The 12,860-nt window shown below is 59.5% G+C and carries 15 protein-coding genes; 12 read left to right on the top strand and 3 right to left on the bottom strand.

What is annotated here, in order from left to right; translation table 11 throughout:
* The 10 genes from AC2FNN_RS19700 to smpB all read left to right on the top strand — a co-directional run.
* Positions 1-246, top strand: a 246-nt coding sequence (locus tag AC2FNN_RS19700) for an MFS transporter (protein WP_496760137.1), incomplete at its 5' end; no start/stop codon positions are given.
* Complete coding sequence (gene mepA, locus AC2FNN_RS19705; protein ID WP_496760138.1) at positions 243-1,106, top strand: penicillin-insensitive murein endopeptidase; 864 nt, start codon at positions 243-245, stop codon at positions 1,104-1,106. The genes AC2FNN_RS19700 and mepA, both read left to right, overlap by 4 nt.
* Complete coding sequence (locus tag AC2FNN_RS19710; protein ID WP_496760139.1) at positions 1,079-1,963, top strand: esterase-like activity of phytase family protein; 885 nt, start codon at positions 1,079-1,081, stop codon at positions 1,961-1,963. Before mepA ends, AC2FNN_RS19710 begins: the two co-directional genes overlap by 28 nt.
* 91 nt (positions 1,964-2,054) lie before the next feature.
* On the top strand, positions 2,055-2,702 hold the full coding sequence (locus AC2FNN_RS19715; RefSeq protein WP_496760140.1) for a queuosine precursor transporter: 648 nt from the start codon (positions 2,055-2,057) through the stop codon (positions 2,700-2,702).
* Between the two features lie 264 nt (positions 2,703-2,966).
* The gene (gene arfB / locus AC2FNN_RS19720) at positions 2,967-3,386 is read left to right on the top strand and encodes an alternative ribosome rescue aminoacyl-tRNA hydrolase ArfB (RefSeq protein WP_496760141.1); all 420 of its coding nucleotides are present in this window, start codon (positions 2,967-2,969) and stop codon (positions 3,384-3,386) included.
* A 60-nt stretch (positions 3,387-3,446) separates the two neighbouring features.
* Positions 3,447-4,193 carry an SDR family oxidoreductase gene (locus tag AC2FNN_RS19725; RefSeq protein WP_496760142.1) on the top strand — a complete coding sequence of 249 codons (747 nt, stop codon included), beginning with the start codon at positions 3,447-3,449 and terminating at the stop codon, positions 4,191-4,193.
* A gap of 82 nt (positions 4,194-4,275) precedes the next feature.
* Entirely contained in the window at positions 4,276-5,292 is a 1,017-nt protein-coding gene (locus AC2FNN_RS19730; protein ID WP_496760143.1) for a P1 family peptidase, read from the top strand.
* 113 nt (positions 5,293-5,405) lie between these two features.
* Positions 5,406-5,819, top strand: coding sequence for a c-type cytochrome (locus tag AC2FNN_RS19735; RefSeq protein ID WP_496760144.1), 414 nt, complete (start codon positions 5,406-5,408; stop codon positions 5,817-5,819).
* Between the two features lie 201 nt (positions 5,820-6,020).
* Complete coding sequence (idi, locus tag AC2FNN_RS19740; RefSeq protein ID WP_496760145.1) at positions 6,021-6,563, top strand: isopentenyl-diphosphate Delta-isomerase; 543 nt, start codon at positions 6,021-6,023, stop codon at positions 6,561-6,563.
* Positions 6,564-6,621: 58 nt separating this feature from the next.
* On the top strand, positions 6,622-7,098 hold the full coding sequence (gene smpB / locus AC2FNN_RS19745) for an SsrA-binding protein SmpB (RefSeq protein ID WP_152459447.1): 477 nt from the start codon (positions 6,622-6,624) through the stop codon (positions 7,096-7,098).
* Here the strand turns inward: smpB and glpK are convergent.
* The 3 genes from glpK to panB all read right to left on the bottom strand — a co-directional run bounded on the left by glpK (position 7,095) and on the right by panB (position 10,330).
* Positions 7,095-8,573 carry a glycerol kinase GlpK gene (gene glpK / locus AC2FNN_RS19750; protein ID WP_496760146.1) on the bottom strand — a complete coding sequence of 493 codons (1,479 nt, stop codon included), beginning with the start codon at positions 8,571-8,573 and terminating at the stop codon, positions 7,095-7,097. The two genes, smpB and glpK, sit on opposite strands and share 4 nt — an antisense overlap.
* A gap of 69 nt (positions 8,574-8,642) precedes the next feature.
* Complete coding sequence (gene panC / locus AC2FNN_RS19755; protein WP_496760147.1) at positions 8,643-9,494, bottom strand: pantoate--beta-alanine ligase; 852 nt, start codon at positions 9,492-9,494, stop codon at positions 8,643-8,645.
* Positions 9,491-10,330 carry a 3-methyl-2-oxobutanoate hydroxymethyltransferase gene (panB, locus tag AC2FNN_RS19760; RefSeq protein WP_496760148.1) on the bottom strand — a complete coding sequence of 280 codons (840 nt, stop codon included), beginning with the start codon at positions 10,328-10,330 and terminating at the stop codon, positions 9,491-9,493. The genes panC and panB overlap by 4 nt, the downstream gene beginning before the upstream one ends.
* 169 nt (positions 10,331-10,499) lie before the next feature.
* On the opposite strand from panB, the gene AC2FNN_RS19765 reads away from it, so the two are divergent.
* Together AC2FNN_RS19765 and AC2FNN_RS19770 are read left to right on the top strand one after the other, a co-directional pair.
* Positions 10,500-11,987 carry an ABC transporter substrate-binding protein gene (locus AC2FNN_RS19765; protein ID WP_496760149.1) on the top strand — a complete coding sequence of 496 codons (1,488 nt, stop codon included), beginning with the start codon at positions 10,500-10,502 and terminating at the stop codon, positions 11,985-11,987.
* A 110-nt stretch (positions 11,988-12,097) separates the two neighbouring features.
* Positions 12,098-12,860 (top strand): ligand-gated ion channel (locus tag AC2FNN_RS19770; protein WP_496760150.1); only part of this gene is annotated, 763 nt, incomplete at its 3' end.

Here is a 12,860-nt window from a genome sequence, read left to right on the forward strand (position 1 = left end):
GGCATTCTGCAATCGGCCAGCCGTTCGATGATGGTGCGCCACACCGACCCTGAAACCCCGGTCGAAAGCTTTGGTCTTTACGGTCTGTCGGGGCGCGCGACCGCTTTTGCGGCCCCGTTGTTGATCGGGATTGCAACAACCGCAACCGGCAGTGCGCGTCTGGGGGTGTCACCAATCATTCTGTTGTTTATTCTGGGTCTATTCCTGATGCGCTGGGTCAGACCTGAAGGGGATCAGAGCAGATGATTTTACTACGTTTTTTGGCACTATTGGTGATAACCGCGCTGGCGCATACGGCATCGGCGCAGCCCTTGGCAAAGCAGTTGTTCGGGGCACAGAAGATAAGCTCGCAACAAAAATCGGCTGCTTTCGGCAGTTATTCGCGCGGATGTGCAGCCGGGTCCGTGCAATTGCCCGAGACAGGACCCACTTGGCAGGCCATGCGACTGTCGCGCAATCGCAACTGGGGGCATCCCGAAGCAATCGATTACGTGCAGGACCTTAGCCGGTTTGCGGCCAAGCAGCCTGGGTGGAATGGTCTCTATATCGGGGATATCAGCCAGCCGCGGGGTGGGCCGATGACTTCGGGCCACCGCTCGCACCAGCTGGGGCTGGATATCGATATCTGGATGCTTCCGGGTGAAAACATGCGCCTATCGCGCAAGGCGCGCGAGAATATCTCGTCCATATCGCTGCGCCGCTCGAACGGTGCCTATGTCAACAGCAACTGGACCAAACAGCACCACGCGGTGCTGCGCGAAGCCGCCAAGGACAAGCGCGTGGCACGTATCTTCGTGTTCCCCGGGGCGAAGGTTCAGATGTGCAACGACGAAAAAGGCAACCGGGCCTACCTGCGCAAGATCAGGCCCTGGTGGGGGCATCACTATCACTTCCATGTGCGCCTGAAATGTCCGAGAGGATCAAAGGGTTGTGTCAACCAGGACGCTCCCCCCAAAGGCGATGGCTGTGCCGAAGCCCAGCAATGGGTGCGCAACATCCTGAACCCACCGCCGCCCGACCCGAACGCGCCGCCGCCCAAGAAACGCCGGGAATATGTGCTGGCCGATTTGCCGAAACAATGCGCCTCAGTCTTGCAATCCAAGTAGGTGCGGCACTGTTTCTGGCCACGGCGGCCCCTGGAGTGGATGTCAAAACCGCCACACATCAAAGCAGTTTTGCATGGCGTCACAAGGCGGATTGGTTCGGCGGATTCTCGGCGCTGCACATTTCCGACAACGGGCAGCAGATAATGGCGCTGAGCGACCGGGCACGGTTGGTGACCGCGCGCATTGAGCGCCTTGATGGCGAGATCACCGGCATTCGCATTCTGGGGCAATGGCCGGTTCTGTCCAGCAACGGGCATCTCATGTCCGGCGGCGTTGGCGATTCCGAAGGGATTGCGGTGGCTCCTGGCGGTGGGTTCTATATCTCATTCGAAGGGGTGCACCGCGTCGCCCACTACCCCGCACCGGGCACGAAGGCGCGTGTATTGCCACGCCCGCAGGCATTTCAGCATCTCGCCGACAATGGGTCCTTTGAAGGCCTGGCCATCGACAGGCGCGGGCGGCTGTATACGCTGCCGGAAACGAACCGCACCTCGGACGGAGATATTCCCGTCTATCGCTGGAATGGCCAAACCTGGTCGACCCCATTTGTTCTGCCCCAGCGTGGTTGGTTCAAACCGGTTGCCGCTGATTTCGGTCCTGATGGGCGGTTCTACGTGTTGGAGCGAAACCTCACGGCAATCGGATTTCGCTCGCGCCTGCGGCGATGGGATCTGACAGGCGACGTGCCAAACGCCGAGGAAACCCTGTTCGAATCCGGAACCGGCGCGCATGACAACCTCGAAGGCTTGTCGATCTGGCGGGATGATCAGGGGCGTTTGCGGGCCACGATGATCCCGGATGACAACTTTCTGGCACTGCAACGGACCGAGTTGGTCGAGTATCTGCTGCCCGATTGACACGCGGCAGATGAAGGTCTAAACGCACAGCCTGCCTTGGGACGGTCCCTTGGCCAAGTCGCCGCTACCTTGTCAAAACGGGCATCAAAATATGCAACGCAACTTTATTCCCGGCATTCTTGCCATGGCCGCCATCGTCGTGGCCTCGAACATCCTGGTCCAGTTCCTGATCTTTGATGGCCTTTTGACCTGGGGTGCCTTCACCTATCCGCTGGCCTTTCTGGTCACTGATATCATGAACCGCGTCTACGGTGTGGGCCCGGCCCGCAAGGTCGTGTTCGTGGGCTTCGTCACCGGGGTGATCTGCTCGCTGGTCGGCAGCCAGATCATGCTTCAGGGCGACGGGTTTACCTATGCCGCCGTGCCGCTGCGCATCGCCGTGGCCTCGGGCACCGCGTTCCTGATCGCGCAGATGACCGATGTCACCGTGTTCAACGCCATGCGTGGCGGTCAATGGTGGCGGGCTCCGCTGGTATCGACCCTGGTAGGTTCAGCGCTGGATACCGCGATCTTCTTCACCATCGCCTTCTCGGCCTCGGTCACCTTCTTTGGCGCCGATGCGGATGCGGCCATCAACTGGGCGTGGGAGCCCGTGCCCTTCATGCTGTCGGGTCCCGAGGTACCGCTGTGGGTGACGCTGGCCTTTGCCGACTGGTTGGTGAAACTGTCGCTGGCCCTGATCGCACTGATCCCGTTCAAGGTGATCGTTGCGCGACTGACCGCTGCACAGCCTGCGTAAAAAAAGTGCTTTGAGATTGGCGCATCTTGTGTCACGCTTCTTTTCAACCGCAACAGATAGAAAAGGAGGTGATCCAGTGTCGAGAAAGAGATTGGAGAGAGGTGTCGGAACAACCGGGGGGACCGCCTGCTAGGGCAGCCCTTGGCCGAGCGTGCGCTCCGGCTGGTCGATTGATCTAACCGACCCGACCTCCTGAACTTTCGAAGGGCCGTCCCACCGGGGCGGCCCTTTCTGTTTTTACCCGCTCCAGCTATGGTCTCACCCATGTTGCGCATCTCTGACGATATCACTCTGCAAGACTGGGAAATGACCGAGAGCTTTGTCCGCTCGTCCGGTCCCGGCGGGCAGAACGTGAACAAGGTCTCTACCGCGGTCGAGCTGCGCTTCGAGGCCGCGCGCTCACCCTCGCTGCCCGATCCGGTCAAGGCGCGGCTGAAACGGTTGGCCGGGCGCCGCTGGACCAAGGATGGCGCGATCATCATTCAATGCGAAGAAACACGTTCCCAAGCCCGCAACAGGGAAATTGCGCGAACAAGGCTGGCCGAGCTGATCGGCAAGGCGCTGGTCAAACCCAAGCGGCGCATCGCGACGAAACCCACTTATGGTTCGGTCGAACGCAGGCTTGCGGCGAAAAAGGCACGGGGCGACGTCAAGGCGCTGCGCGGCAAGGTGTCCGAAGATTGAACTGGCATCTCGTCCGGGCGTTGATAGTCTGGCCTTCAAAAGGTGCAGGAGAGTAACGCCATGAGGCTGGAGGGAAAAACCGCAATCGTCACTGGCGGTGCATCCGGGTTTGGTGCGGGGATCGTAAGGAAGTTCCTGGCCGAAGGTGCGCGTGTCATGATCGCTGACATCAATGGCGATGCTGCGCATGAACTCGCAACCCAGCTTGGGTCCGAGGCGATTGCTCAGCAGGTCGATGTAGGCAAGGGCGCCTCGGTTCAGAAGATGGCGGATGCGGCTTTCTCAACCTTCGGCCATCTGGACATCCTTGTGAACAATGCCGGTGTGACCCACCTGCCAACGCCGCTGGAGGAGGTTAACGAAGCGGATTTTGACCGTGTTTTCAACGTGAACATGAAATCCGTCTATCTGACCGCCCGCGCATTGATTCCACCCATGAAGGCACGTGGGGCGGGTTCAGTACTGAACGTTGCTTCAACCGCAGGCCTGTCGCCGCGCCCGAACCTGAACTGGTACAACGCCTCCAAGGGTTGGATGATCACCGCAACCAAAACGATGGCGGTCGAGCTCGCCCCGTCTGGCGTGCGGGTGAACGCGATCTGCCCGGTTGCCGGGGAAACGCCGCTGTTGAAATCCTTCATGGGCGAAGACACACCCGAGATCCGTGCCAAATTCCTGTCGACCATCCCGTTGGGCCGCTTTTCAACCCCTGAAGACATGGCCAATGCCGCCTGTTTCCTGTGTTCGGACGAGGCCAGCATGATCACCGGCGCCGCGCTCGAGGTGGACGGAGGCCGATGCATCTGACCCGCTCTTCATCTGGCCAAAAATATCCCCGCCGGAGGCAGCGCGCGCCAGCGCGCTTTCCCGCTCGACCACCGAGGTTTGCATGATCCCCGGACCCACAAACCTGATCACGGATGTCCCCGGCCTGAAGGTCGGCAATGCACAGAACGCAACTTTGAAATCAGGTGTCACGGTCCTGACCGGCGCGCAACCACTCCGAGCCTCGGTGCACGTGATGGGTGGCGCGCCCGGCACGCGCGAGACAGATTTGCTGGCCGCCGACAAGACCGTTGACCAGGTGGATGCGATCGTGCTTTCGGGCGGGTCGGCCTTCGGGCTGGATGCCTGTTCGGGCGTCATGGACGCACTGCATGCCCTGGGCCGCGGGTTTCAGGTGGGTTCAGCCGTGGTGCCGATCGTGCCCGGGGCGATCCTGTTCGACCTGTTGAATGGCGGCGACAAGGCGTGGCCCAAGAATCCCTATTGCGCGTTGGGCCTTGCGGCGTTCGAATCCGCGTCGGACCGGTTCGAACTCGGAACCGCGGGTGCAGGAACCGGGGCTTTGACCGCGATGCACAAAGGCGGGTTGGGTTCAGCCTCGGTTGTTCTGGACAGCGGTGTTACCGTCGGCGCATTGGTTGCGGTCAATCCGCTGGGCAGTGTCACCACGCCGGGTGACAGGCATTTCTGGGCCGCCCCTTTTGAAGTGGACGGCGAATTCGGTGGGTTGGGGCCTGATCCCAATGCCGGACTGGGCCAACCAACGGTCAGTCGCAAAGCGCACGTGATGCAGTCGGCGAACCCGGATAAGGCCAATACCACGATTGCCATCGTTGCGACGGATGCGGCCCTGACCAAACCGCAATGTCAGAGACTGGCCGTAGCCGCCCATGACGGTATTGCCCGCGCCATTGTACCCGCCCACACGCCGGGGGATGGTGATCTGGTATTCGGGGTCAGCACGGGCGCGCGGGGTGTCGCCACCGACACCGAGCCAGGTGTCATCGGGCATGCGGCCTCGCTGTGCCTGGCGCGAGCCATCGCGCGCGCCGTGTATCTGGCGACTCCGGCCGCGGGCGATCTGTTGCCCTGCTGGTCCGAGGTACATGACAAAAGTTAAGGACATCCTATTTGTCGCAGTGGCACAGTAAGCGCGCGCGGCAATCTGCGCGTTGACTCTTTTTTGCGCCGACGGTCCATTCGGCGCAGCCAATTTCTATCGGAGCAAAAGCTATGAATCGCATCCTCGCTACCGCAATCGTCGGCCTTCTGGCCCTTCCAGCTTATGCTGAAGGCGACGCTGAGGCGGGCAAGAAAACCTTCAACAAATGCAAGTCCTGCCACATGATCGCCGACCCGGCAGGCGAAGTGATCGTCAAGGGCGGCAAGACCGGCCCCAACCTCTATGGAATCGCGGGCCGCACCGCCGGAACCGTTGAGGGTTTCAAATACGGAGACAGCATCGTTGCTGCCGGTGAGAAGGGTCTGGTCTGGGACGAGGCGTCCTTTGCGGAATACGCACAGGATCCCAAGACATTTTTGAAATCCTATCTGGATGACACTTCCGCCAAATCGAAAATGACTTTCAAGCTGAAAAGCGGCGGTGAAGACGTCTACGCCTATATCGTCAGTGTATCAGGCGAATAAACGCTAACATTGTGCACCCACGCACAAGGACCAAAGGCCGCAGCCCCTGCGGCCTTTGGTGCGATTGATAACAGTGTGGAACAACGACACTTTGAAGTCAGACGGCGGATTTCCAAGCAACGCCGCAAAGCCAAGCCGGTCCGGCAACAGCTATAATCAACAACAGGGCTCGTCAGGCGGATTGGCAGCAGGAGAGGACAGATGGGTATCATGATCCCAGCTTGGGTCGATGGTGAGTTGACCCCTGTAGACAAGCTTGAAGTTCACGAAAAGGGGCTCAAGCACAAGGCCGTGTCGGTTTTTGTCGTTCGGGGGACCGAGATCCTGTTGCAGCGCCGGGCGCTGGGTAAGTACCACACGCCCGGCCTTTGGGCGAATACCTGCTGTACGCATCCCGATTGGGACGAAAGCTCGTCCACCTGTGCCGTGCGCCGTTTGAACGAAGAACTGGGGATCACAGGTCTTTACCCTGAATATCGGCACCGTCTGGAATACCACGCCGATGTTGGGAACGGCATGGTGGAAAACGAAGTGGTTGACGTCTTTCTGGCCCATGTTCGTGGCCCGCTGAAAATCGCGCCCAACCCGGATGAAGTCATGGATATCCGCTGGATCGACTACCATGACCTGTTGGCCGAAGTGGCCCGCCACCCGGACCGGTTTACTCCGTGGCTTAAGATCTACCTGCACAACCATGCGGACACGATTTTTGGCCCGGATCTGATCATTTCTGCCAAATCATGACCCCGGCTGGAAATCCGTGCCTTGCAAGGGCGGCGTAAGCCGCCTAAATCAACCCGTCATGGCCAAGCAGAAGACAGACCCGAATTACAAAGTGATCGCCGAAAACCGGCGCGCCCGCTTCGATTATGCGATCGAGGACGACATCGAATGCGGTATCGTTCTGCAAGGATCCGAGGTCAAATCCCTGCGCGCGGGTGGCTCCAACATCGCGGAAAGCTATGCCACCGTCGATGACGGCGAGCTGTGGCTGGTCAACAGCTATATCGCGCCGTACGAGCAGGCCAAAGTGTTCAAGCACGAAGAACGCCGCCGTCGCAAGCTGCTGGTGTCCCGCAAACAGATGTCCGATTTGTGGAATGCGACCCAGCGCAAGGGCATGACGCTGGTGCCGCTGGTTTTGTATTTCAACCACAAGGGGTTGGCCAAGATCAAGATCGGCATCGCCAAGGGTAAGAAAACCCACGACAAGCGCGAAACCCAGGCCAAGCGCGATTGGTCACGGCAGAAGCAGCGCTTGTTGAAAGATCACAGCTAGAACGCCATCGCCGCCTGTACCGCGCGCTGCCAACGTTCATAGGCCGCATCGCGATCGGCTTGTTCCTGCGTTGGCTCGAACCGGCGATCCAGCGCCCATGTTTCCGCAAACCCGGCCTGATCCGGATAAATTCCGGCTTTCATGCCTGCCAGCCATGCGGCGCCAAGGGCGGTCGTCTCTTGCATGACGGGGCGGTCCACAGGCGCGCCGAGACAGTTCGACAGGCCTTGCATGGTCCAGTCAGACGCGGCCATCCCGCCATCGACGCGCAGGATAACATCCGCCTCGGCGCCCCAGTCGCCCTGCATGGCGTGCCACAGGTCACGGGTCTGGAAGGCGATGCTTTCCAGCGTGGCGCGGGCGATCTCGGCCCGGCCGGAATTGCGCGTCAGCCCGAACAGCGCTCCGCGACAGTCAGGTTTCCAATAAGGCGCCCCGAGGCCGGTGAAGGCGGGCACAAGCACCACATGCTGGTTCGGATCAGCCTGAGCCGCCAATTCGCCGCTTTGAGGCGCCGCGTCGATGATCTGCAACGCGTCGCGCAGCCATTGCACTGCGGCCCCCGCGATAAAGATCGAACCCTCCAGCGCATAAGTTCGCCGGCCGTCCAGTTGATACGCGATCGTCGTCAGCAGGCGGTTTTTCGACTGAACCGGCTGCGCGCCGGTGTTCAACAGCGCAAAGCAGCCCGTGCCATAGGTTGATTTCATCATACCGGGCTGGAAACAGGCCTGCCCGATGGTGGCGGCTTGCTGGTCGCCTGCAACGCCCAGAATGGGAATGTCGCCCCCGAGCAAAGTGGTGGTTCCGAAATCCGCAGCGCAATCCTTCACTTCGGGCAAGAGGTTCAGAGGCACATCCAGCAGGTCGCAAATCTCGGCGCTCCACACGCCTTTGTGGATGTCAAACAACAGAGTACGGGCGGCGTTGGTGGCATCGGATGCGTGAACACGGCCTTCGGTCAGCCGCCAGATCAGGAAACTGTCGATCGTGCCGAACAGCAGGTCTCCGGCTTCTGCGCGCTCGCGTGCACCGGAAACGGTATCCAGCAGCCATTTGACCTTGGTGCCCGAGAAATAGGGATCCAGCAGCAGACCGGTCTGAGCTGTGACGTCATCCTCGCACCCGGCCTGTTTGTAGCGCGCGCAGATATCGGCGGTGCGGCGGTCCTGCCAGACGATGGCATTGTGGATGGCTTTGCCGGTCTGCTTTTCCCAGACAACCGTCGTTTCGCGCTGGTTGGTGATGCCGATACCGGCAATCTGATCCGCTGAAACACCGGTGGTATCCATCACCTCACGGCACACGTGCAGAACGCTGGACCAGATATCCTCGGGGTCGTGTTCAACCCAGCCTTCCTGCGGAAAGTGCTGAGGAAATTCCTGCTGGGCAGTGCCCACAGGCCGCATCTGCGCATCAAACAGAATGGCGCGCGAGGATGTGGTGCCTTGATCGATTGCCAGAATATGGGTCATTTCCGCTCTCCCCCGGTATCGTTTTGCCGGACTTTAGCGCAAACAATGGCGAAGGGGCCAGTGCAGAAATCAAGCGGGATTGACAGGGATATTGTCGATCAGGCGGACGCCGTCGGCCCAGGCCGTGACGAACAGACGGGCGGGTTTACTTGCGCTGGACAGGCTTTCCAGCGTCTCGGCACAGCGCAGGTCAACATACTCGACTTCGGTGAACCCGACCTTCAGCAGGGTTTCCCTGGCATCCTGCGCCAGCTTGGCAAAGTCTGCTCCATTGGCCAGATCGTCAGCCACCCGCCGCATGACGCCGTTCATTTGCTCTGCGATCTTCAACCCTTGGGGTGAAAGAAGAAGGTTGCGCGACGACATCGCCAGGCCCGAAGGTTCTCGGACGGTCGGGCAGCCGATCACCTCGATAGGGATATTCAGATCGCGCGCCATCCGGCGGACAACCAGCAGCTGTTGATAGTCTTTTTCCCCGAAATAGGCTCGATCCGCCTGTGTTTGCAGGAACAGCTTGGCGACCACCGTGGCCACACCTTCGAAATGTCCGGGGCGGAAAGGGCCTTCCATCACGTCGGTCAGACCGGCAACCGATACCGTCGTCGAAAAACCTTCCGGATAGATTTCCTGCGGGTCCGGTACATAGATCGCATCCACACCATACGGGGCCAGCTTTTGGGCGTCTTCATGTTCGGTGCGGGGGTAATTGGCCAAGTCTTCGGGATTGTTGAACTGCTTGGGGTTCACAAAAATTGTCACGATCACCCGGTCACAGCCCTGTTTCGCAGCCTGCGCCAGTGACAAATGCCCCTGGTGCAGCGCACCCATGGTGGGAACCACGCCGATCACCTCACCGTTTCGGCGCCATGTGGTGGTGTTGGCACATAGCTCGGCCAGAGAGCGCAGAATCGGTGCGGTCATGTCTTTTGTCCTTTGGCCGGAGCCTGATCGGCAAAGACATGTTCGTCCGCCGGGAAGGTCCGCGCGCGGACTTCGGCCGCGTATTCCGCAATGGCCGCTTCGGCCAACGGGCCGAGCTCGGCATAGCGTTTGACGAATTTGGGTTTGAAGGCGGTGAAAAAGCCCACCATGTCGTCCACGACCAAAATCTGCCCGTCACAGCCCGCAGATGCACCGATGCCGATGGTCGGGATCGCAATCTCTTCGGTGATCTGGTTCGCCAGACCTTGGGGCACTTTCTCCAGAACGACCGAGAACGCGCCAGCCTCGGTCACGGCGCGGGCGTCTGCCATGACGGCTTCAGCCTGCTCGTCACGGCCCTGCACCTTGTAACCGCCCAACGTGTTGATCGATTGCGGCGTCAGTCCGATATGAGCCATCACCGGAATGCCTCGTTTCACCAGAAAGCGGATGGTTTCAGCCATTTCCACCCCGCCTTCCAGCTTGACCGCGCCTGCATTTGTGTCCGCCATCAGGCGTGCGGCGTTACGAAAGGCTTGTGCCGGGCTTTCCTCATAGCTTCCGAAAGGCATGTCGATGACCATCATCGCGCTTTCCAGGCCGCGTGATACGGCCTGACCATGCAGGATCATCATCTCCATCGTGACCCCCAGCGTGGATTCCAGCCCGTGCAGCACCATGCCGACGCTGTCACCGACCAGCACGAAATCGCAATGGGCGTCCATCAGGCGCGCCATTGGCGTGGTATAGGCGGTCAAGGAAACCAGAGGTTCGCCGCCTTTTCGGGCGCGAATATCCTCGGCGTTCGGGGCTTTCTTGCGGGCGGTGGCGCTCATGGATCGCTCCTGCAGAATTATGTTGCAGTGCGGCATAGCAGATCGGGAGGGGCCGAAGAAACCCCGGTTGCGCGAACATTCCCTTGATTGACCTGAGGTTTACAGGAAGACTGTCAGTAAAATGGCCCTGAAAACAAGGGCACAACCCGTTTCAGTAGGGAGAGTTCACATGACAAAATTCCTGTTCCGGACATTTGCATCGTCCCTGGCCGTAGGGGCCAGCCTGCTTGCCACGCAGGCTTTGGCCAAGTCGGACATCACCATAGCGATGCAGCTTGAACCTCCGCATCTGGACCCGACAAGCGCCGCGGCGCAAGCCATCGACTCGGTGGTTTACACCAATATCTTCGAAGGCCTGACACGTTTCATGGGCGACGGCTCGGTCGTGCCCGGATTGGCGGAAAGCTGGGAGATTTCCGAAGACGGGACGGTCTATACCTTTAACCTGCATGACGGGGTGACCTTCCATGATGGCACCACCATGGACGCCGAGGATGTCAAATTCAGCCTTGATCGCGCAGCCGCTGAAGACAGCGCCAACGCGCAAAAGGCCCTGTTTGCCGGTATCGAAACCGTCGAGATCGTCGACCCGCTGACGGTGAAAGTCACCCTGGCAGAACCGAACGGAAACTTCCTGTTCAACCTGGCCTGGGGGGATGCGGTCATCGTCGCGCCGGAAAGCATAGACAACATCAAGACCAACCCGGTTGGTACCGGTGCGTATACCTTTGGAAACTGGGTGCAGGGTGACAGTATCACGCTGAACCGAAATCCCGACTATTGGGGCGAACAGCCCGCATTAGAGACTGCGACGTTCAAGTTCATCTCGGACCCGACTGCCGCTTTTGCCGCCATGATGGCCGAGGATGTCGACGTGTTTGACAACTTCCCGGCGCCGGAAAACCTGCCTCAGTTCGAGGCCGATCCGCGCTTTCAGGTCCTTGTGGGGTCGACCGAAGGTGAGACGATTCTGTCCACCAACAACAAGCAGCCTCCGTTTGATGATATCCTTGTTCGTCAGGCATTGGCCCATGCCATCGACCGGCAGGCGATCATCGACGGTGCAATGTTTGGCTATGGCACCCCGATCGGAACCCACTTTGCGCCGCACAATCCGGCTTACGTCGACCTGACCGCGCAATCCGCTTACGACCCCGAAAAAGCCAGAGAGTTGCTGGCAGAGGCGGGATTCGAAAACGGGTTCGAGACCACATTGCATTTGCCTCCGCCGTCTTACGCCCGTCGTGGGGGCGAAATCATAGCGGCGCAGCTGGCCGAGGTCGGCATCACGGCCGAGATCATCAATGTGGAATGGGCCCAATGGCTGGAATCGGTGTTCAAGGGCAAGGAATTCGGCCTGACCATCGTCAGCCATACCGAGCCTATGGATATCGGCATTTATGCGCGGCCTGATTATTACTTTCAGTATGAAAGCACGGATTTTCAGGCGCTGATGGATACGCTGAACACCACCACCGACCCCGAAGAACGCACCCGTTTGCTGGGTGAGGCGCAGCGCCTGATCGCAAGCGACTATGTCAATGGCTACCTGTTCCAGTTGGCCAAACTGGGTGTTGCGAAAGTTGGCGTTCAGGGCCTTTGGAAGAACGCGCCCACCGCCGCAATCGATCTGACTCAGATCAGCTGGTCCGAGTAATGTTACAGCCCGGGCCGCGCCGGGCGGCCCGGGCCTTCCATTGTGTCAGGGTGTTCTCACGTATGTTCTTGCTCCGAGCCATCATCGTCTTGGTTTTAGGTGTTTTTCTAGTGTTCGGTTCCTCTGTCGCGGCCACGGCTCAGAACGTGTTGGGGGGTCGTATGGATGCCCTGCCCGGAACGCCCGAGAACCCGTTGAACGTTGGGATCGGCATTCGCATCGACCAGATCACCGGTGTTGATCAAAAGGCCGAAAACTATGGCGCGGTTGTGGTCTTGCGGGTGGAATGGACCGATCCTGCGCTGGCGTTTGATCCCGAGGAACAGCGAAGGGATATCCAGGTTTTCAACCCACCCGACCTTGCCAATCATGCGGCAAGTATCGGTTCCGTTCTGCCGGCTTTTGTCATTCACAATCAGCAGTCCAACAAGTGGATCCACGAATCCGCTGCGTCCCTGCGTTACGACGGTCGGGTGCTGTATGTCGAAAAATCGTCTCTTACACTCCAGGCGCCTCATTTCGATTTCCGAAAATACCCGTTCGACACGCAAGAGTTTCATTTCGAGGTCGTCTCGGTCTTTCCCTCTGAATACGTCACTTACCATCCGTTGAACGAATTCTCGGGCCTCGGAGATCAGTTGGGCGAAGAAGAATGGATTCTGAACAATGCACGGTTGGAAACATCCAGGGTTCTGGGGCTATCCGGCAAAGAAAGCGATCAGGTCGCGCTTGTCTTTGAAGGAAAACGACATCTGACCTATTACGTCATTCGGGTTTTCCTGCCGATGCTTGTCTTGATCTCGGTCGGTTGGGCACTGTTTTTTCTGGATGAATACCGCCGAAGGATCGAGATTGCGGGCGGCAACTTGCTGG

It is taken from the genome of Ruegeria sp. BHSA118, from assembly GCF_059613405.1.

What these genes read in the sequence shown, in the direction of transcription:
- glpK (WP_496760146.1), bottom strand. Translation starts at nt 8,573, where the DNA reads ATGACCCATATTCTGGCAATCGATCAAGGCACCACATCCTCGCGCGCC.
- AC2FNN_RS19725 (WP_496760142.1), top strand. Translation starts at nt 3,447, where the DNA reads ATGAGGCTGGAGGGAAAAACCGCAATCGTCACTGGCGGTGCATCCGGG.
- mepA (WP_496760138.1), top strand. Translation starts at nt 243, where the DNA reads ATGATTTTACTACGTTTTTTGGCACTATTGGTGATAACCGCGCTGGCG.
- AC2FNN_RS19765 (WP_496760149.1), top strand. Translation starts at nt 10,500, where the DNA reads ATGACAAAATTCCTGTTCCGGACATTTGCATCGTCCCTGGCCGTAGGG.
- panC (WP_496760147.1), bottom strand. Translation starts at nt 9,494, where the DNA reads ATGACCGCACCGATTCTGCGCTCTCTGGCCGAGCTATGTGCCAACACC.
- idi (WP_496760145.1), top strand. Translation starts at nt 6,021, where the DNA reads ATGGGTATCATGATCCCAGCTTGGGTCGATGGTGAGTTGACCCCTGTA.
- AC2FNN_RS19715 (WP_496760140.1), top strand. Translation starts at nt 2,055, where the DNA reads ATGCAACGCAACTTTATTCCCGGCATTCTTGCCATGGCCGCCATCGTC.
- AC2FNN_RS19730 (WP_496760143.1), top strand. Translation starts at nt 4,276, where the DNA reads ATGATCCCCGGACCCACAAACCTGATCACGGATGTCCCCGGCCTGAAG.
- smpB (WP_152459447.1), top strand. Translation starts at nt 6,622, where the DNA reads ATGGCCAAGCAGAAGACAGACCCGAATTACAAAGTGATCGCCGAAAAC.
- AC2FNN_RS19710 (WP_496760139.1), top strand. Translation starts at nt 1,079, where the DNA reads ATGCGCCTCAGTCTTGCAATCCAAGTAGGTGCGGCACTGTTTCTGGCC.
- AC2FNN_RS19735 (WP_496760144.1), top strand. Translation starts at nt 5,406, where the DNA reads ATGAATCGCATCCTCGCTACCGCAATCGTCGGCCTTCTGGCCCTTCCA.
- panB (WP_496760148.1), bottom strand. Translation starts at nt 10,330, where the DNA reads ATGAGCGCCACCGCCCGCAAGAAAGCCCCGAACGCCGAGGATATTCGC.
- arfB (WP_496760141.1), top strand. Translation starts at nt 2,967, where the DNA reads ATGTTGCGCATCTCTGACGATATCACTCTGCAAGACTGGGAAATGACC.